Raw genomic sequence first — 20,031 nt, forward strand, 5'->3', positions numbered from 1 at the left:
TGGCGAGCGGCCGATCCAGTAATGGCCGGGAACTGGTCGGCTCTGTCGGCGCCCCACAGGGGACTTAGGGCCAGCCCCCAGCGCGCTGCGAAGCGGCTTCCGCCCAGCTTCGGCCGACGTCGCTCGCGCGCCAGCGGACCTGCAGCCGGTTCCCCGCGAAGCCGCTCCTCCGCTTGCACCCCCGGTCTCGCCGACGGGCGTCGGGTTTCAGACGCGCCTTTTGCGTCCGCAACCCAACGACCGAAGGAGATCACAATGTCCAACGCAGCGGACCGGCTATCGCCCAGGATCTATGTCGCTTGCCTGGCGACCTACAATGCCGGCCGCCTTCACGGGGCCTGGATCGACATCGAGGACGAAGAGACGGTCAAAGACGCCATCACGGTCATGCTGAGCGTGTCTCCAATCGCTGGCGCTGAAGAGTTCGCCATCCACGATCATGACGGTTTTGGGGGCGTGACCATCGGCGAGTACGAGGACATCGGGCGGGTCGTCGAAATCGCATCGTTTCTTCGCGAGCGCGGCCAGCTTGGCGCCCTGGTGCTCGATCACCTCAGCGGGAACATCGACGAGGCGAGCGAGGCGCTCGACGACGGGTACCGAGGCGCGTTCGAATGTCTGGCTGACTACTTTCAGGAACTGACGGAGGAAACGGTCATGATCCCGGAGCCCCTCCGCCTCTATATCGACTACGAAGCCATGGCGCGGGACGCGGAGCTCAGCGGCGACGTGTTTACGCTCAGCACGGCTCACGACAAGGTCCACGTTTTTTGGACGCGATGAGGCGAAGGCGCTCAGAACAGGCCTTTGAATTCAGGATTGCTGTAGTAGCGGACCTTGCGCGCCAGCGCCGGGTTCGCGCCCGGTCGAAGTAGGATCAGCGACCCGCTATCGATCCGCATGACCTCGTCGGGCGTGACCAGATCCCGCCGCGCGAGATTGACGTTGGTTGAGCTGCCATGCGTGGAGAAGAGCTTGTTGACGGCCTGCGTCGTTGACTGGCCGCTCGTGCTGTAGGTTTCGGTCGCGACACCCATCGACCGCGAGACCCAGGTCGCCGTGTCGATGTCGGCGACATTGAACACCTGAATGACCCGAGCATTGGCCAGGAAGGTCCCGGCGTGATCGCCATAGGCGCTCTTGAGCTGGTGAAGATCCTGCAGGATAGCCCAGATCTGCACGCCGTATCCGGCCATCAGCCCGAACGCCCGCTCGACCGGCTCCAGATGTCCGAGCGCGGCGAACTCATCGAGCATGAGCAGTACGTCAGGACCGTCGCGCTCCGCGCCCAATGGTCCGCGCGCCAAGGCCCCGATCGTCTGCACCACCATCAGCCGCAGCCAGCGCGCATGGGTTCGAAGACGCTCAGGCGGCAAGACCAGGAACACGCTCACGAGCCCGGCCCGTAGCTCGCTCAGCGAAAAGTCCGACCGCTCCAAGACCCGCGCCATGCGCGGACTATCGAGGAAGTGCGTGTGCCGCTGAGCCGCGGACAACACGCCCGCGGCCTCGCGATCGCTCTTGCCGCGATGACGGTTTGCCGCGCGCGCGACCAGACCGCCGGCCGCGCCGCTGTCCTGCATTGCCTTCAGCATCTTGGCGAAGGCGTCTGGCGCGGCGGTGAGAAGATCCCGCACCGTGGTCAGGCTACGAAGGTAGTCGGGCGCCGTCGTCACGACATGAAGGATGACGCCGGAAATCAGCGCCTTGGCCTCCTCGTTCCAATGGGCCTCGCCAACTTGGTTCGGCGGGTCATAAACCAGCGCCTCTGCGATCGCGGCGACGTCGTCGACCAGGTCGAGACTATCGGGGTCCAGCGCCGACAGCGGATTGAACGCCGCGCACGGCTGACCCGACACGTCGAATGGGTCGAGCACGAAGACCGGCCCCATCCGCGCGCGCGCCGCCGCCGTGATGCGCGTGTTCTCTCCCTTAGGATCCACACAGAGAACCGAACGCCTCAGAGTGAGGAGATTGGGAATGATCGTCCCGACGCCTTTACCGGCTTGCGACGGCGCGATGGTCAGCAAGTGCGCCGGGCCGTCGTAGCGAAGCAGCTTGCCCCGCATCGAACGGCCGACGATCAGGCCCTCGTCGCCGCCAAGCGTCCGGGAGATCTCGTCCTCGCGACTGAACCGCGCCGACCCATGCGCATCGGAGACAGCGCCATCGGGCCACCAGCGCCGCCACCGTAGAAAACCGACCAGGCCGCCGAGCAGGCTCGTGACGACCAGAACTAGAATGCTCACACCAGACCCAACCGGCCCGACCGCGACGATGACGGTGAGCACGAAGCCGCCGATCAGCCGCCCCACGAAAAGACCGATCAAGATCGCGCCAATCATGGTGGCCGTGCGGATCATGTCGCCGTCTCACGCTTGGACTGATGGCTCTGCGCATCGGCCTCAAAGACATGCCGTCCGCGATGCCGCCACCGCGCGAGCACGTCGGCGCGGCCGGCGTCTTGAAGCTGATCGGCAAGTTCGAGCAGCCCGCCCAGCAGGGCGGCGCGGTCGTCGTCGGTAAGATCGACGAGGCCGGCCTTGGTGACGAGGCCGCCAAGTTCGATCAGGTGATGTGTGCGCTCACGGCGCTGCATGACCCAGGCTCTCGTATCGAGAGCGCGCGGCGACGGCTTCAGCCCGTCGCGCCAGCGCCAGGGTCTTGGCCAGCGCCCGCAGCGTCACCAGCAGACGCCGACGCCAGCTTGCGGCCGGCGCCTTTGCGAAAGAAAGCCTCGCCCTCCGACTTCCAGGCCTCCCGCGACTTGGCGTCCTTGGAGGCCTTCGCCGTCAGGAGCGCGCCCGCCAGAACCTCCGGGTCGAGTTCGTCCGCGCCTGTGGCGATGACGAGTTCGCCGAGCTGCTTGATCTTCTGGCTTTTGAGGTGTTTCGCCTTCGCCGCCAGAGCCTCCAGCTCGGCGTCGATGTCGCGGGGTTTGCGCATAGCTCAAGGCCTCCTGCGATGGAGCCCGCCCCGCGCTACAAATACCAAAGGTTGTAGCTTTCGCGCAAGTTGTTTAGAGTCGTCGTGTGCAGCAAGTCAGGCCGATCTGCGATCGGAGTGCGCGCCTATGTAGATGCTCGTTACAATAAGGCCTCATTCCCTGTCGCAACGGCGGAGTTGGAAGACATGAAACGGTCCGTTGATGGCCTGTACCAGTTGGTAAAACTGGTTTGCGGCGAACGCTTGGCCCATCTGCGCAGCCAGGCTGGCCGCGCTCCCTTACGCCCCCCTAATCGCTAGGCCCGACCAATCAGCCAGCCAATAGTTGTTTCGATCCAAACTTGGCTATGGGTCAAAGCAGCCATCAATTTAGGCGATGCTCAGCGCGCACATAGAGGCCCGCCGCAATGTCGATAGCGCCTTGTCGCTCGGAGGAATGAGAAAGTCCAAATCGCACGTATTCCGCTGCCAGGGCTCGCAACGCGCCGGGGCTAGTATCTTTAACTTCGCGATCCAAAATATCATCTATAAGCTCCTCGAGCGCTTCGCGCTCCCGGGGCGTCATGCTTTCCAATACACAATTATACTGCTCGGCCGACGCGGTACGCATGGTCCTTGCCTCCTGTTCGTCCGGCGATGTTGGATTGGTGACAATCGACGCGCAATCCCAGAGAAATACAGGAGGGGGCGTTTATTAGGCCAGGCTGATGCAAAAATCACTCTTGGTGATAATTGGTGCCGCCGGCGTTTTGAAAGGTTGTGGGGACATTGCTCCCGCATCAAATCATCGATGCGATCCGACAAAGTTCAGCGTTCAATTGCTTTGGCTGGATGACCTAGCAATTCTACGCAATGGGCAAGCGAGCGCTGGCACCAGATCTGAGCCCCACAGGGTTCTTGACGGTCTGGACCAGAATAACGCCCGAGACTGACACCCACTCGCTGAAATCCCCGCAAGCTCAGACTCACGCGTGGCTTTGAGTGCGGAATGCGCCAGTAGCATGCGTAATCGGGCAGGCCCCTGAAGGGTCGAGCTCCCAGTAAGGTCTCGGTTTTAGCCGAGACGAAGGGAGACGACGATGTTCTACGCTGCGTTGGATGTGTCGCTGCGGTCGGTGGCGATCTGCATCATTGATCAGGACGGCAAGGTGCGCCTCGAGCGTTCCGTGCCCTCCGAGGTCCTGGACCTGGTCCGCTGTCTGCGCGCGTTCGGCGAGCCGATCCACCAGGTTGGGCTGGAGGCCGGCTTCGACGTGGTGTGCATGGAGGCGCGCCAGGTGAACGCGGCGCTGTCGGCCATGCGCAACAAGACCGACAAGCACGACGCCCGCGGCATCGCCCAGGTCCTGCGGTCCGGCTGGTACAGCCGGGTGCATGTGAAGAGCGTTGAGAGCCATCACCTCCGCGCCCTGCTCTCCTGCCGGAAGGTCATGCAGCGCAAGTGCATCGACCTGGAGAACGAGATCCGTGGCCTCTTGAAGATCTTCGGCGTGAAGCTGCCGCTGCGGCTGTCGCGTGGCGGCTTCGACATCGCCGCGTCCGCAAGGCCGCCCACGCCGACCCAATCTGTCAGCGCTTCATGGGCGTGCCAGGCGTGGGCGAGATCACCGCCCTCAGCTTCAAGGCCGCCGTCGACGACCCTGCCCGCTTCAAGAGCTCGCGCACCGTCGGCGCCCACTTTGGCCTGACGCCCAGACGCTTCCAGTCCGGGGAGAAGGACAACCCCGGCCGCATCTCCCACGCCGGCGACGCCGACGTGCGCGCCACGCTCTACGCGGCCGCCAACGCCATGCTGATGCGCTCGATCAGATGGACCAGCCTGAAGGCCTGGGGCGTCAAGCTGATGAAGACCAAGGGCCGCCGGCGCGCCATCGTCGCCGTGGCCCGCAAGATCGCTGTCGTCCTGCACCGCATGTGGATCGACGGTTCAGACTTCCGCCTGGGATCGGAGGCTGCGGCATGACCTGACCTTCATAGCCCAACCTCAGATCCTGGCCGGATCGTCCCATGCGGACGACGGGATGGATGAAGCCGAATACGGCAGTTGCACCTTCAAGTGCGTCCACTAGCGCGGCTCTCCAGACCCTGATCCCATGCATGCGTGCAGCGGCTCCGCTCGCAAGGAGCCATCGGACTGCGAAGAGAAGCGTGACCCGCGTGAACGACCCCGGCCCATCAGATCAATGAGCTTGACCCCAATGCCCGATTAGAGAAGCTGCCGTTGGCGCATCTCCAAGAACACGACATTCATGAGCCGAGCGCGCCAACAGCCCGGGAATCTCCTAGCGGGAAGCCGCCATGAAATCTTGATCGGCCAAGGTCGCTCCGGCCACCTCGATATCGTCGCCGGCCGTTGAGATGAAGCTGGACCCTGACACGTGATTGCGCCCCTCGATCCAAGAGCGCTAGGGGCCAAGTGTCGCGAGGTCGCACCGAGCGGCGATCTTTCGCAGGCCATTGTCGGTCATTGCAATAGATGCCTACGCCGATCGGTCACGCCCTTATCGTGATCGCGACCAGTTTGATCGCAAACACCGACTTCGCCAGATCCAAGCCTATCGTAACCACCTGTCCCATTGCCCTCCTCCTCTTGGACAGGAGCTATGCTCCTGCCAGTGGTGGAGCGCCGCCCACAGCATCAGTTGCGGACCCAACGACAACAATCTGTAGGTTAGCGAACTCGCCTGCGAATATTGACCCTCTAGAGAACTGCTTGCAATTCAGAGATATATCGCGCTCGCTGAACGTCGGTAAGTCCAGGAGATGAGCCGGACTTCCATAGAGCAAGGAGTTCACGGGTATCCTCAAAAGAAGCAAGGAGCGGGACGGCGCGTTCAATTAGTGTGCGCGAAATCTCGTGCGCCAACGCCTCGGCATTGCTATCAGCGGCGATATTCCACCAAAGGTCTTCGTTTCCAGGAAGCGCCTCTCCGATTCTCATCCGGAAATGCCCCTCCATGGCCTTTGCTTTACCCAGGCTCGCTCGGTCTGGATCAAGCAATTTGCCGCAGACGATCGCTAGATTGATTGTGAACTGAACGACTTCCCTAGAGGAATCTCTACTTTTCTGAAATTCGATAATAGCGGCATTACTGCCGGCAATTTTCCTAAGAATAGCGCCGGATTTTCTATATCCAAATGCCAACAATGCTTCGCCAACCAACATCATCACCGATTGAAATTTAGCATCCACACCAGCTTTTGTCATCTGGGAGTCCTAACAACGTTAACTCTGTAGCCCTCGACTATCCGCAGCCATGCATCTTTAGCGCGCTGCGCAGGCAGATAGCGAGAGCCGCCAACCTTTACCTCGATGCCGCCCAGAACTTTACCACCTAGGCTAACCTCGATGTCGATGAAGCGCTTTCCAAAGGGTGTCCACTTATAAACTTCGGTGGCCGCCGTGCGCCCCTCGGCTCTCAAGCCAAGGGCTAGAGCATCTCGGGCAGCATTTCCCGCGATCCGATTTGCGGTAACGAGCGGAGCGGTCGACTCCGCTGCACCTGCTACTTTGGCGCCAGTACTAAGGATCTTGCTGGCCCAAAGCCCTTCCGGACCAAGCCCTCCTTCCAGGAAGGCCCCACCAAGCTCCTCGGCAGCACTCACACCCCAATCGACCGCCCCCTTCCCGGGATAATTTGCCTCCGGCGCAGAGGGGCTTGGAGCGGTTGCGACATGGGTCCTTCCGCTAGCATCCGTGATCGTCGGCAAAGGAGCCGAAATATCGCCAGCGGTCTCATAGCTGCCCGAGCACGACGACCCGCCGACACGCGAACAGGTGTTCGCTGCGGCCAGCCCCGTAGGATCCCCCCGATTGACTGGGTCGTTGCCCACGTACGCAAACAAGTTCAAGCCATCGTCGTATCCGGTCGGATCTGTTTGCAGGAAGCGGCCATAGGCAGCGGCATAGTCGCGCGCCTTATAGTGTAGGTGACCCGTGAAGGGATCCTGGAACTGGCCTGTGTAGCGCCAGACATAGGCGCTGGCGCCGGTCCCCCAGGTCGTTGAGGCGGTCGTCCGGCCATAGGCGTCGTAGGCGAACTTGGCGATCGGTGAGCCGCCCTGCGACAGCGCGATCGTTGAGCCGTGGCGGTCGGTATGAGGATAGCGCGGCACGCCGCCCTCGACCGTGATCAGGCGCTCGTCGGGGTTGGGCCCAAGGGCGTGGTTTCGCCAGCCTTGCGCGACCATCTGTCCGGTCGAGGCGCTTTCGAGATCGATGCGCTCGGCCGCCACTTCCTGCCGGTGCGCCGGGGCCAGCAGCATTAGGCCAGGATCGAGCGCGCCGGGCGCGAAGTAGCGCGCATATACCCGCTGGCCCAGGGCGTCGACGTCGTAGATGGTGTAGACGCTGAAGTCCTGGCTCCAGGATCGGCGTAGCATCCCTAGTTCGTTGTACGAGAACCAGTTGATGCCGTCGCCGGCGGTCAAGCCGTCGCCGCGGAGGGTCACCGTGCGCCCGTCGATCGTCGGGTACTGGTTGAGGTTGTTCGCGCTGCCGTAGGCCTGGGTCAGGACCGGCGGCGTGTAGCGATAGGCCGGGTTCGAGATCGTCGAGGACACTTCCCGTCCGGCGCCGTCGTAGCTGTAGCCGTATGTGACGTCGTCGGCCGTGCCGGCGAAGTCGTGGGTGATCGACGACAGATCATCGTCGGGCTCATAGGCGTAGGTCTGCGTGGAGCCGTCCGCGAAGGTAACGTCGGTGCGCCGCGACAGAGCGTCGTAGTTGATCAGCGCCGTGCCGCCGGCCGTGCCCGCGCCGATCATGCGATTGAGCGCGTCGTAGCTGTAGCTGACCGCCGTGGTGTCGGGGAAATAGAGGCCGTAGAGGTTGTCGGCTCCGTCCCACAGATGGACGAAATAGCCGCCGCCATTGCTCTGATATTGATGCCAGACCCGGCCGGTGGCGTCGTAGTCCAGCGTTCGGGTCATGGACGGATTGGCGTGCTGGGTCAGGCGGCCGGCCAGATCGTACTGGTAGGTCGAGGTCGGCAGCCGGAACCATTCGATGTTCGGCGTGGGCGTGACGCCGTCGGCGGCGATGCCCCGCTCGCTGATCCGGCGATCGAGGTCGTCGTAGCCCCACTCGATGTAGAGGTTTTCGCGGGTGCGCTTGCGATCGACGTTGCGCGCTTGGTCGTAGCGTAGTTCCTCGTAACTGTTGTCCGGGAAGGTGCTGCGTAGCAGCTCGTCATAGCCGGTATAGGTGTAGTTGGTCTGGTTGTTACGGGCGTCGCGCACGAAGGCGCGCTGGCCGTTGAGCGTGTAGCCGAAGGTGGCGTCGGTGACCTCTTCGGGCGTGCCGACGCCGGTGCGGACGCTGACGAGTTGACCGGCGGCGTCGTAGTCGTTCTGGGTGGTCTTGGCGGCGCCGTCGATGGTGCGCACCAGCCGGTCCATGCCGTCATAGACATTGCGGGCGACATCGTTGCTGGGGTCGACCGTCTCGCGAACCTTGCCGGTCGGGGTGTAGCGCGTCTCCCAGAGCTGCCAGCCATTGGCCCAGTTGCTGGTGATGCCGGTGGCCCGATACTCGTGGGTCGGCGAGCCATGGGCGTCGTACCACCAGGTGCTCATCGCCCGTACCGTGCCGGTCGCCCCACCCTCGCGCCGGAACTGCAGCGTCTTGCGCCGCATGGCGTCATATTCGTAAGTGGTGGCGTTGTTGCGCGGGTCGATCTCGGCGATCAAATCACCGAAGCTGTTGTAGCTGTAGTTGGTGACGAGGTTGTCAGCCGGCGTTGATCCGACGGCGGCGGCGCCGCGGGTCATGGTCGTGCGATTGCCAGCCGTGTCGCTGCTGAACAGCGTGATCCGCCCGGTCGGATCGTAGGTTTTGCTCAGCAGGCCGCGGCCGTCGTACTCGTAGGCATAGACCGGCTGGGTGCCGCCGCTCGCCGCGGCGGGCCGCACCACGAACTGCAGCTGCCCGACGGCCGCGCCGAAGCTGGCGTCGTAGTAGAGAAATTTCGTCAGCCGGCCGGCCGTGTCCGTGATCGTGGCGATCTTGTTCCAGGTCGGATCCCAGGTCGCGCTCACCGCCAGACTGGTCGGGGCCGGAGATCCGGGCTTGGCCAGGCGCACGAGGCTCGTGGTGTTGTCGCTGTCGTCGTAGGCGAACTGCTCCTTGTCACCTTCGGGGAAGGTGCGCTCGGTCAGGCGATGGCGCCCGTCGAACGTCGCCAGGGTCTGGCGATCGAGTTCGTCGAGCACCCGCACCGGATCGCCGTCGGGATCGTAGTCGACCTTGTAGCGGCCGCCGGTCGGATCGACCCGCTCGCCGCGCGCACCGTCCAGGATCAGGAAACGGTGGGGATCGCGCGTGCCGACCCACTGCAGGGCCGTGGCGTCCCAGGCTTCGGAGACCTTGCCGACGCTGTCATAGACATAGCCGAGATCCGCGCCGGCCGTGACCAGGCCGGCGGCGTCCTTGACCGGGGCGTAGATCCGCGACAGGCGCGGATACGGGATCGGCCGCTGGGTCGCCAAGCGCGCCGTCGGGGCGACCTCTTCGTAGCGCGTCAGTTCACCGGCGGCGTTGAAGAACCGAGGATTGGCGTAGTCGAGGCCGGCGCTGCGTCCCAGCACGGTGAACTGGCTTTCCGGCAAGGCGACCGATCGGCCCAGGGTCGTCGTCAGGCTGGTCACATCGCCAAAGGCGTTGTGGCTGAAGTCAAGCCGCTGGCCCGATGGCCAAGCCCACTGGGTGATCCTGAAACCGTAGGTGACGTTGCAGGGGTTGGCGCCATAGGTCGCGGTCCACGGCACGACATCGATCGCGTCGCCCTGCGGGTTGCGCAGCTGGAAATTGACACCGGTCGTCTGCCATCGGCGGGTCGAGATCGACTGACCCTCGCACATGTCGCGGACCTTGACCGGCGTGGTGTCAGACGGCGTGGTCTGCACGAGACGCGCGGCGGCGCGGTCGGTGGAGAACCAGGACCCGTCGACCTGCAGCACATGCTGGCGGCCGCTGGCGCCTTGGGTCAGGGTCGCCACGTTGCGGACCATCTGCCGACGCCACCAGTCGCCGACCAGGGCCGCGTAGACGTCGCGCTGCAACTCGCTGCGGCTGGTGTCGGCATAGATGTCCTGCATGACCCAGAAGGCGGCCAGGGTTCCGGCCGCGCCGCGCGGCGTGGTCTGGCCCATGGCCTCCAGGCCCGCGCCCGACAGGCTGAAGTTCAGCGCCCAGTTGCTGACCCAGCCGCCCATGCGCGGCCCAAAGCACGGGCCGAAGTTATAGGTCGAGCCGCAGGCGACGCCGGCCTTGTAGGTGAGTTGGAAGTCGAGCTTGTAGGGCAGTTCGCCCGACCCGACCGAGTTGAGCACGGGGGTCGTGTAACCGGGCGCGCCGGTCTTCAGGTCGACGCCCAGGACGCTGGAGCGATCAACGAAGCGGTCCTTGAGGATGTCGGCGGCCTTGGCCGGATCGTAGTTGGCCTGCTGGGCGGGAGACTTGCCGCCGCCGCCCTTGGTCAGGCTCTCGCTGTCGGTGACGACGTGGGCGATCTCCAGAATGTCGCCGTTGGCGTCGGTCTTGGTGCCGATGATCGCCCCGCCGCGCTGGCGGGTGGGCTGGTAGGCGCCAGAACCACAGACGCCGCCGCCGCAAGTCGGCGCGCCCTCTGGTCCGACCCGCCAGCCGGGGCCGAGGAAGGACTCGGCCGAGGAGACGATCTGATTGAACGACTGGGTCTGGAAGCGGCCGATGGCCTGCTCGAGCCGTCCTTGCCAAAGCCCGACTTGGGTGGCCGAGACCGTCGGCAGGGCGTTGGTGCAGCCATTTTCGCTGCCCTCGGCCACGGTAAGCGGCACGAGGTTGGACACGCCGACATAGTTGTAGAAACGGCGCGGGCCGGCGTTGCACGGATCTTCGTCAGGGCGATTGGCCCAGGCGAAGCGCGACGCCGTGGAGGTCCCGTCAGGGAGATCCTGGGCCTGTTCGACGACCGACCCTTCCAGCACCGCAGCCGACAGCGCCACGGCCCGCGACACCGCCCGCACCTTGGCCGCATCGTTGGTCTTGCTGCTGAGGCTGACGGCGGTGTCGATGTCGAGCGCGGTATACTGGTCGCTGACGACGTAGTCGTAGACCGGAGGCTGGGCCAGCGGTTGGGGCGAGGTGGAGTCGAGATTGTAGCGGGCGGCGACGACGCCGATCGAGTGGTGGTGCTGGCCGACCGTGCCGCTGATCCGGGTCTGCAGCTCGAACATGCGCGAGAACTGGGCCAGCCAGTTGGCGGCCATCTTCTCGCGGGCGAAGTCCCCTGCCCGCTGCTCGAACTCCGGATTGCACTTGTAGCTCGGATCGCAGGCGTAGTTGCCGGCCACGCGCAGTGGCAGCGCCTTGTCCTCGGCCCGCTCGCCGCCCCACTTGGCGGCCATGGCCGGCGAGACCTCGCCGTAGCCGTGGAGCAGCGCCACCGGCAGGGCCAGGGACACCGACTTGGTGACCGTGTCGTCGCCATAGGTGTCGTTGGCCGCGTGGTAGGGGTGATCGACGGTCAGGCGGACATCGCCGGCGACGCCCGGCACGCAGGACGACGAGGGCCCCGTGCAGTTGTTGGTGTAGGTGACCAGCGGCACGCCGTCGAGTTGGAGCCGCAGGCTGCGATTATAGTAGGCCTGGGGGCTGGTGATGTGGTCGCGGTCGAAGTCGCTGTCGAGTTCCAGCCGCCGGCCATAGATCTCGTCGCTGTAGAGCGTGCGGTCGATCACCGCCGCAGTCTGCAGGAAGGCGTTGATCACCTCGACGCGGAGCGTGGTGCGATAGCTGTTGGGCAGGTCGCCGGTGATCGTCAGGGCCGTGCCCACGACCGTGTAGCCCTGGGGCGCAGTCAGTCGCCAGCCGCCGGCGGGCTTGTAGACCTGGGCGATCTTCGGCCGTCCCGTCACCTCCTCGGTGTCGGCGGCCGGGGCGTTCTGGACGACGTCGGTCAGGAGAGCGCCGCCGCGCGCCTTCAGGTAGCTGTCGAGCGCGGACGTGTTGAGATTGCGGATATAAGGCGCGGGGGAGGACCCTGGCGCGTCGGCGCCGCTTTCAAGCTGGGTGGCGGCCGCGCCGCTGACCAGGCCCGCGCCCGTCTGGACGTTGCGCGGCGCGACCGGCGAAAATCCCTTCAGGCTGGGGTCGAAGACATACCAGGTTCCCGAGATCTGGATTTCGGTCCAGGCGTGCAGTAGCCGCACGGTCGGGGTTCCCGAGACCGTGAGACACTCACCGGGGATGCCGGCGTCGGCCAGCATGCGGCAGGCGGCGGTTAGATCGCCAACCTCGCTCCAGGCCTGGAAGGCGGTCAGCGGCATCTCGATCTGGCCGATCCGGTAGCGGGCTTGCAGCCCGCCCTGCCGCGCCAGCTCGACCAGCAGCACGGCTTGGTCGAACGGCGTGCCGGATCGGTCGATCAGCGCCCCCAGGGCGCCCTTGCGCGTCCCGAACGCGAATTCGGTGCGCACGTGATCGCGGACGAACTGAAACATCAGGTCCGGATCGTTCTTCAAGGCCCGGGCGGCCTCGACGATCTCCGGCGGACGGCCCGCGAACGCTGCTTCAGGCAGGCCATTGGTGTGGCCGCCGGCGCCGTAGAAGGTCAGGGCCGAGGCGGGCGCGACCAGCGCCCCGCGCTTGAACTTCATTGATGGCAGGGTCTGGGCCGCGGCCGGGCCGGCCAGGGCGACGAAGGCCGCGAGCGCGACGGCGAGGCGGGGCACTAAGCGCGTCATCGATTCACCCGACATTGAAGGTGACATGGACCGTGGCCGTGGCGGTGTGGCCCTGGCCGTCGCTGATCGTGTAGGTGAAGGTGTCGTTTGGCCCGACCGTGGTGGCCGTGTAGCGCACCGCCTGGCCGCCATAGAGGATGACGACCGTCCCGTGCCCGCCCTGCGTCACCGCCGTGATCAGCAGCGGATCGCCGTCGGGATCAGTGTCGCCGGCGCGCGGATCCCATTCCTGCGGCGCGGTGAGCGGCGGGTCGATGGTGAAATAGTCGTCGTTGGCCGTCGGCGCGGTATTGGCCGGGGCGAAGACATTGACGTTGACCGTCCCGATCGCGCTTGCGCCCTCGACGTCCCGGATCGAGTAGGTGAAGCTGTCAGGGCCAGTATAGAGCGCCGTCGGGGTGTAGGAGACGCTGGCCGGCGTGCGCCAGGCCGTCCCATGCGCCGGCGCCGAGACGGCGGTAATCGTGAAGGTGTCACCGCCCGGATCGCTGTCGTTGGCGCGCGGATCGAAAACGTAAGGCGCGGCGTCGCCGAGATTGCGAGCCACGGAAATGGTGTCGGTGACGGCGACCGGCGCCAGGTTGACGAGATCGATGGTCACCACGGCGCTGGCGCGGGCTCCGGCGCTGTCCTGGATCGTATAGGTGAAGCTGTCCTGGGCGCTGAAGCGGCGCGTGCCGGCGCTGGGGGTATAGGTGAGCGTGGTGGTCGTGCGGCTCACCGTTCCGAACTGCGCCACGCCGTTTCCGACGATCGTGATCGGTTGGCCATCCGGGTCGCTGTCGTTCAGTCGGGGGTCGAAGGTCAGGGACGCCACACCCTCGTTGAGACCGGCCGCGTCATTGACGGCGACCGGCGGACGGTTCGCGGCCGTCGCCGTGGTTACGACACTGGTGCGATTGCCCGCCGCGTCATAGCTGTAGGTGGTCAGCTTGCCGTCAGCCGACAGCTGGGTGCGGACCCGGCCGAGGAGATCGTAAGTGAAGGTGTCGGCTGCGGCCGGCATCGCGGCCAGGCACAGGACGCCAAGAGAAACACATCCGGAACGCCAGCCCATCATCGCCCGCCCCACATGCCGCGCTCAGGTGCAGTGAGCGCCGCCTCAGCTTCCGGTAGTGCTTATGGCAGCGTTTGGTTGCAATCGAAGCGAGATTATTTTTGATCGGAACTTTAGGGGGAATGGCGGCGGGCTCGTCCTGCTCGGCCGATCCGAAGGTCTGTGGCTATGGCCGGGTGACGCCAGTTGCGATGGGGTGGACGCCCCCCTGACGGCATCGAAGTGCCAGAGTGGAGGTGTTGAAGCACCACTTGAAGGAGGCGTCCGTGGGCGAGGTTACGACGATTGGGCTGGATCTGGCGAAGAGCGTTTTTCAGGCGCATGGCGCCGACGCGGCTGGTGAGGTCGTGTTCCGCAAGAAGCTCAGGCGCGATCAGGTGCTGCGCTTCTTCGCCAGCCAGCCGAGGTGCTTGGTGGCGATGGAGGCGTGCTCAGGTGCGCACCATTGGGCGCGGGAGTTTATGGCGCTCGGCCATGAGGTCCGGCTCATTCAGCCGCGATACGTGAAGCCGTTCGTGAAGCGGCAGAAGAACGACGTGGCTGATGCCGAGGCCATCATCGAAGCGGCGCAGCGGCCGACGATGCGGTTCGTCGCGCCGAAGACAGCGGAAGCGCAGGGCGCGGCCATCATCTTCCGCACCCGGGACCTGCTGGTGCGCCAGCGCACGCAGCTGAGCAACGCCTTGCGCGGTCACTTGGCCGAGTTCGGCTTCGTCGTGTCCCAGGGCGTTGGCCAGGTCGGGCGGCTCATCGCGCTGGCCGTCGACCCAGAGACCGATCTGCCGGCTCAGGCCCGACCAATCCTTGCGATCATCGCCGAGTGCATCCAGGCGCTGCAGGCGAAGATCACGATGCTCGATCGGGAGATTAAAGCCCGAGCGAAGGCCGATCCGGTCGCCAGGCGGTTGATGACCGTCCCGGGCGTGGGGCCGATTGTCGCCACAGCGCTCGTGGCGCTTGCGCCACCGGCCAGCACCTTCCGGCGTGGTCGAAACTTCGCCGCTTGGGTCGGCCTCACACCCCGGCAGAACTCGAGCGGCGGCAAGGAGCGGCTCGGCCGGATCTCGAAGATGGGCGACCGCAACTTGCGGCGGCTTCTGATCCTGGGAGCGAGCTCAGCAGCAAAGGTCGCGGCGAAGGACCCGTCTCAGGCCAGCCCATGGCTGGCTGGCATGCTGTCGCGAAAGCCACGCATGCTGGTCACCGTCGCTCTAGCCAACAAGATCACGAGGATCGTCTGGGCGCTGATGGCGCACGGCGGGTCCTACAGAGCTCCGGCCGCAGCAGCCTAATCGCTGCGAGGGTCTGAGGCGTCAGAGGAGGCAGGAAGGTCAGACGAGCCGGTCGCTCAGGCCGGTGAGGCCTGAGGCTGCTGCTGGACGAGTTTGGCGAGTTTGCGGAGGTTTTGGGCGGTGGCGGCGAGGAGGAACTCGTCTCTGGCGCCGTTGGGACCTCTTAAGCGCAGGCGGTCGAGCCCGACGATGCGCTTGAGGTGGGCGAAGAGCATCTCGACCTTTTTCCGTTCGCGCCGGGAGGTGATGTAGGCGTCGGTCTTGGCGATATCGCGGGCCAGGTCCCTGGCGCCCTCGTGGATCGAGCGGGTCACTTTCCGATAGGGCAGTTTTGGGCAGCAGACGGCCTTGAGCGGGCATGGCTGGCAGTCGTGGGTGCTGGCGCGATATCGGATGGTGTCGTCGGCCGGAGCGTTGTTGCGAGGGACCTTGAAGGCCCTTCGGCTGGACCGGAGGAGCTTGCCGCCCGGACAGGTGTAGGCGTTTGCCTGGTGGTCGAAGCTGAAGTCGGCGCGGGAGAAGGTCCCATCGTCGCGCTGGGATTTGTCGAAGACGGGGATGTGAGGCTCGATGCCTTGGCCATGGACCAGCCAGTCGAGCATCTCGGCCGTGCCATAGGCGGTGTCGGCGGCCAGGCGCTCTGGGTAGAGGCCCAGCCGATCGTTGGCGCGCTCGATCATGGTGCGACAGGCGGCCAGCTCGCCCTGACGCACCGCCGTCGAGGGTTCGACATCGACGATCACCGCGTGGTCCAGGTCGATAAGGTAGTTGGTGCAGTAGGCGAAGCTGGCCGGCCCGGCCTGGGCGGCGGTCCATCGCGAAGCCGGGTCCGACAGTGAGATGTACTTGGGGATGACGGGCGTGGCCGCGCCGAAGGCCGCGTCGTCCAGGACCGCCAGATACTCCTCGACGGCCCGCCCGGCGGCCTCGGCCGGCAAGCCCGCGGCGCCGTCGACGGCGGTCCTGTGCCGGCTGGCGTCGGCGCGGATGATGCTGGCGTCGACAGCGAAGCCCTTGCCACCGACCAGCCCCTCGGCCATGCAGCGACGCACCACACTCTCGAACAGCTCGCGCAGCAGGTCGCTGTCGCGGAAGCGGCCGTGGCGGTTCTTGGAAAAAGTGGAGTGATCGGGAACGTCGCCATCCAGGCCAAGACGGCAGAACCAGCGATAGGCCAGGTTGAGGTGGACTTCCTCGCATAGCCGGCGCTCGGAGCGCACGCCCATGCAGTAGCCGATCAGCAGCATCCGGATCATCAGCTCCGGATCGATCGAGGGCCTGCCGATCGCGCTGTAAAACGGCGCCAAATGGCCCCGCACGCCATCCAGATCGACGAACCGATCGATGGCCCGCAGCAGGTGATCCTGGGGCACGTGTCCATCGAGCGAGAACTCGTAGAACAGAGCCGGTTGCTCGATCCGACGCTCGCCCATCATGCCCGCGATCTCCTGCTTCAACAGGAGTGAATCAGGCCACAGGCGCCGCCTCAACGGCCTTTTTCAACACAATCGACCCTGTTCAGACGTTCGGCTTCCCAGGCGAACGGGCAGAGCTGGCAAACAGCGATTGAATACGTCCGACCGTTGAGTTTAGCTCGTGAGGGCGGCGGGGAGCGCGGAATGAAGTACAGCTATCAAGGGATACCGCTCCCGGATAAAAGTGACGTCACCATTCCTTTGGGAAAGGATCCCTTCGAAGGCCAAGCGATAATCGCTTTCCTCGACCTGTTAGGTTTCTCTGCTTACGTCCGAGAAAAGTGGCAACGAACCTTCTCGCCCATTAAGTTAATCATGGATCTGAAGACGAGGGCAGTTCGAACCACGGGCATCAACTCGTCATTTCACCGCTATCCAGATGAGCCTGAGATCGGGCTCTATCACTTCGTATCCGCGCCCTACGTTGTTTCGATATCTGATAGCTTCGTCGTCGCTGCGACGTGGGATCGTACGATGCCTGATACGTTCTTCACCGCGCTCAGCTCCGTCGAGTCGGCCTGTCTCGAAATCATGTATCGAGCAGTGACCTACGGCTTCGCTGTACGTGGTGCGGTCGCTGTCGGCGACATCTATATCGATGGTGCGGAAGTCATCGGACCGGCCTTCCTCGACGCGTATGAGGCGGAGTCGAAGATCGCAAAGACCGCACGAGTCATCCTCTCGCGGTCGGCGCTGGAACAAATACTGACTCCATATAGGACGCGGGAGTTCGACGGTTCGAACCTCTTCGTGTCAGGGGACGGCCTGGTTGCACTTCGCTACGATGACCAGCTTCCAGAAGACGTAATGAAAATACAGCGTCGAGTTCGGCGTCGCCGCGATCTGGCGTCTAAGTATGATGAAATGATCGCCGTTCTTGCCAATCAGGAGGCCTTTCGCTCACCCGACCTCGAAGCCGTAAAGCAAGCCGTCGAACTGCTTCCGCCAGCGGCACCTTATCAAAGGAGGTACCGTCGATCTAAACCGGCACCGCTTCTAAAATGGCTCAACACACATTCCGGCAACCAGGTGTTCTGGGTTCGTCCCGGCATTCAGGCGGCCGTTATTGAGGAAGTCTTCACCCATCCCTGGACGGCAGGGACGTACGCCCACGTGGAGCGGTGCAAGTCAGTCCAGAGTTCCGACCGTGGGCATGGTTGGAGTTGGGCGGCATTCCATAACTCGGGCAGTGAAATATTTCCGGCGAGGACGGCCCGCGAAGCTCGACGGCTCGCGATGATGGCGCTCCTTGAATTCGACTTGAGCACCGAAGAGCGCCTCAGAATTGAAGAGCTTTTGGCGACAGCTACGCCACGCAGTCGGCCACGAACATCTAGAGACGCGTCAGAGGCTGATACCTAACCGGAAGGGCATTTATTGGTCAAAAACCGGCAGGGCCGCGCGTTGACCGAACATCCGGACGCTTAGGCTCCGAGGTCCGTTTCTGGCGCAGCAGCGATAGGGTCGATCCGTAGCGAACGTCCCCAACCCACCCCTTCACGGCCGATCCCAAGGTCTGCATCTCCGACTGGGCAGCGCCAGTTGCTGACGTTGGCGTACCTCCAGAAAGGCGACGTTGGCTCACGACAGGTGCTAGCGCCTTCCGCCCCGTCGCCGGCTGTTCAGCGCTTTGCGTCTAGCGCGACAAGCACGCCATCGCCCTGCGCCTTTATGGTCGCATTAAGCAAGACAGTGAGAGGTAGAGGGCGCGATGCCCCGCGCCGATGCTTGCCCTCCCCATCTCCGAAAAAAGCGGCCCCCGGCGTTTATTCGCCGGAGGCCTAGCAGCAGGAAGCTTTACGTCGGGAGGTGTGACGTTGGCTTTATGGAAAGTCCTACCAGCGCTTGCGCAGGCCGACCGTCCACATCCGCCCGATCGGGTTGGATCGGGTGAAGTCGATATTGCTGGCATTGGTGTCGGCGAAGGTCGGCGGATCTTGATCGGTCAGGTTCGACACGTCGAGCGAGAGCTCGATGCCCGACAACAGCCCCTCGCCTTCCGGCGCATAGCCCAGGTGCAGATCGACGGTCTTGAAGGCCTTGATCCGCTTGTTGGTCGAGGTATTGACGTAGCTGCCGGTGTAGTTGCCGAACAGCACGGCCGTCCACGCTCCGTGGCTCCAGCTGGCATTGCCGCGCCCCAGCCACTTGACCGCGTAGTTGGTGTCCAGACGCGAGCTGGTGCGGGTGTCGCCATTGATGGTCTGGCGGAACTTGGTCAGGCGCGTGCCGCCGACCCCGAAACCCAGATTGCCGACGTCGGTGGTCACGCGATAGCGCACGTCGTAGTCGAGGCCTTCGATATTCTGGGTCGCGAAGTTCTGGCGCCGCAGGTCGTAGACCGCCGTCGGCAGGGCCGTCACGTCCGGATAGACCAGGCCATCGTGACGCATCGAACCCACGGCCGTGGTCACCTGGGCCGCCGTCGGGTTGTAGATCCGATAGCGGTCATAGAGCGGATTGTTCGGCTCGGTGACGACGTTGAAGCCGGGGAAGGTGATGACGTTCTTGTAGTCGATCTTGAAGAAGCCGAGGCTGGTCGACAGGCCCGGCAAGGCGTCGGGCTTGAAGTCGAAGCCCAGCGAGTAGGTGTCCGCCGTTTCGGGCTTCAGCGTGTTGCCGCCGGCCAGGATGATCGAATAAGCGCCCGGGGTCGTGCTGCCGGTGAAGTCGGCAAAGCGGATCGCGCGGGTGTCGATCGCCGTCGAGGAGTCGGCCATGCTGGGCGCATGGAACGAGGTGCCGTAGCTGCCGCGCAGCTTAAAGCCGTGAAACAGCTCCCAGTTGACGCCGATCTTCGGGTTGGTGGTCGAGCCGACGTCGTCGAAGTCGTCATAGCGCAGCGATAGCGACACATCGATGCTGCGGGCCAGAGCGAAGTTCTGAGCCTCGCCGATCACCGGAACGAACACCTCGCCGTAGACCGAGGTCACGTTGCGCTCGCCACGGACCGAGACCGGCGCGGTGACCGACGCGCCGGCCTGGGGCCCTTCGCGATAAGTGGCCGCGAAAGTCTCCTGGCGGCGGGTGACGCCGAAGGCGCCCTTCACCCCGCCGGCTGGCAGGTCGAACAGCGTGCCCTGGACCTTTGCCAGTCCCTCGAGCAGCGTCTGGCGGACCGAGTAGCGGCTCTCATAGTCGCCGACCTGGCGCAGCAGGGCCTGGCTGGTCGCGGGGCCGACGCCATAGGGATTGAGCGAACCGTTGGCCGCCGAGCTCGTCACCAGGCTCTGATTGATGCCGTACTGGCGCACGATGTCGCGCTCGAAGCCGTGGTTAATCTCGGCCGAGGCCACCCAGTCGCCGCCAAGCTTGTACTCAGCGCCCAGCAGGCTAGAGACCGTCCGGGTCTGCGTGCGATTGGTGAAGGTGTCGCCAAAGTCGCCGACGGGATTGTAGGTCACGGTATGCGCACCGGCCGGAACGCCCAGGTTGCCGGTGACGTAGTTGTAGGCCGGGCCTTGGGTGACCGTGACCGCCAGGCCAGCTTTGGAGTTGTCGCGGCTGTTGACGCCGACGTCGGTATAGACCTCGC

The 20,031-nt window shown here is 64.5% G+C and carries 12 protein-coding genes and 1 pseudogene; 4 read left to right on the forward strand and 9 right to left on the reverse strand.

All coding sequences use genetic code 11. The annotated features are described in order from the left end of the window. Positions 1-255 precede the first annotated feature (255 nt). Entirely contained in the window at positions 256-783 is a 528-nt protein-coding gene (locus AC07R7_RS19885) for an antirestriction protein ArdA (RefSeq protein ID WP_494636405.1), read from the forward strand. A gap of 11 nt (positions 784-794) precedes the next feature. Here the strand turns inward: AC07R7_RS19885 and AC07R7_RS19890 are convergent, their stop codons facing one another. From AC07R7_RS19890 to AC07R7_RS19905, 4 genes are all read right to left on the reverse strand, one after another. Continuing rightward, on the reverse strand, positions 795-2,363 hold the full coding sequence (locus tag AC07R7_RS19890; RefSeq protein WP_494636406.1) for a type IV secretory system conjugative DNA transfer family protein: 1,569 nt from the start codon (positions 2,361-2,363) through the stop codon (positions 795-797). Next, positions 2,360-2,599 carry a conjugal transfer protein TraD gene (locus AC07R7_RS19895; RefSeq protein ID WP_494636407.1) on the reverse strand — a complete coding sequence of 80 codons (240 nt, stop codon included), beginning with the start codon at positions 2,597-2,599 and terminating at the stop codon, positions 2,360-2,362. Before AC07R7_RS19895 ends, AC07R7_RS19890 begins: the two co-directional genes overlap by 4 nt. Before the next feature lie 38 nt (positions 2,600-2,637). After that, positions 2,638-2,946, reverse strand: a complete 309-nt coding sequence (locus AC07R7_RS19900) for a conjugal transfer protein TraD (protein WP_494636408.1) — start codon at positions 2,944-2,946, stop codon at positions 2,638-2,640. Between the two features lie 364 nt (positions 2,947-3,310). Continuing rightward, positions 3,311-3,556, reverse strand: coding sequence for a hypothetical protein (locus tag AC07R7_RS19905; protein ID WP_494636409.1), 246 nt, complete (start codon positions 3,554-3,556; stop codon positions 3,311-3,313). Between the two features lie 469 nt (positions 3,557-4,025). On the opposite strand from AC07R7_RS19905, the pseudogene AC07R7_RS19910 reads away from it, so the two are divergent. Further along, a pseudogene (locus AC07R7_RS19910) lies at positions 4,026-4,909 on the forward strand (IS110 family transposase). 738 nt (positions 4,910-5,647) lie between these two features. Here the strand turns inward: AC07R7_RS19910 and AC07R7_RS19915 are convergent. The 3 genes from AC07R7_RS19915 to AC07R7_RS19925 are packed head-to-tail and all read right to left on the reverse strand — an operon-like array spanning position 5,648 to position 13,678. After that, positions 5,648-6,154, reverse strand: coding sequence for a DUF4304 domain-containing protein (locus AC07R7_RS19915; protein WP_494636410.1), 507 nt, complete (start codon positions 6,152-6,154; stop codon positions 5,648-5,650). Then, entirely contained in the window at positions 6,151-12,660 is a 6,510-nt protein-coding gene (locus tag AC07R7_RS19920; RefSeq protein ID WP_494636411.1) for an RHS repeat-associated core domain-containing protein, read from the reverse strand. The genes AC07R7_RS19915 and AC07R7_RS19920 overlap by 4 nt, the downstream gene beginning before the upstream one ends. 16 nt (positions 12,661-12,676) lie before the next feature. Further along, entirely contained in the window at positions 12,677-13,678 is a 1,002-nt protein-coding gene (locus AC07R7_RS19925; RefSeq protein ID WP_494636412.1) for an Ig-like domain-containing protein, read from the reverse strand. Between the two features lie 317 nt (positions 13,679-13,995). Here AC07R7_RS19925 and AC07R7_RS19930 point away from each other — a divergent pair, with 317 nt between their 5' ends. Further along, complete coding sequence (locus AC07R7_RS19930; RefSeq protein WP_494636413.1) at positions 13,996-15,021, forward strand: IS110 family RNA-guided transposase; 1,026 nt, start codon at positions 13,996-13,998, stop codon at positions 15,019-15,021. A 56-nt stretch (positions 15,022-15,077) separates the two neighbouring features. Here the strand turns inward: AC07R7_RS19930 and AC07R7_RS19935 are convergent, their stop codons facing one another. Then, positions 15,078-16,457, reverse strand: a complete 1,380-nt coding sequence (locus tag AC07R7_RS19935; protein WP_494636455.1) for a transposase — start codon at positions 16,455-16,457, stop codon at positions 15,078-15,080. 183 nt (positions 16,458-16,640) lie between these two features. Between AC07R7_RS19935 and AC07R7_RS19940 the strand changes: the two genes are divergently transcribed. After that, positions 16,641-17,858 carry a hypothetical protein gene (locus AC07R7_RS19940; protein ID WP_494636414.1) on the forward strand — a complete coding sequence of 406 codons (1,218 nt, stop codon included), beginning with the start codon at positions 16,641-16,643 and terminating at the stop codon, positions 17,856-17,858. Between the two features lie 473 nt (positions 17,859-18,331). Here the strand turns inward: AC07R7_RS19940 and AC07R7_RS19945 are convergent, their stop codons facing one another. Then, a complete protein-coding gene (locus AC07R7_RS19945) occupies positions 18,332-19,900 on the reverse strand; it encodes a TonB-dependent receptor domain-containing protein (protein WP_494636456.1) in 1,569 nt (522 codons plus the stop codon). Positions 19,901-20,031: the final 131 nt, after the last annotated feature.

It is taken from the genome of Caulobacter sp. GW821-FHT05F04 (assembly GCF_059419665.1).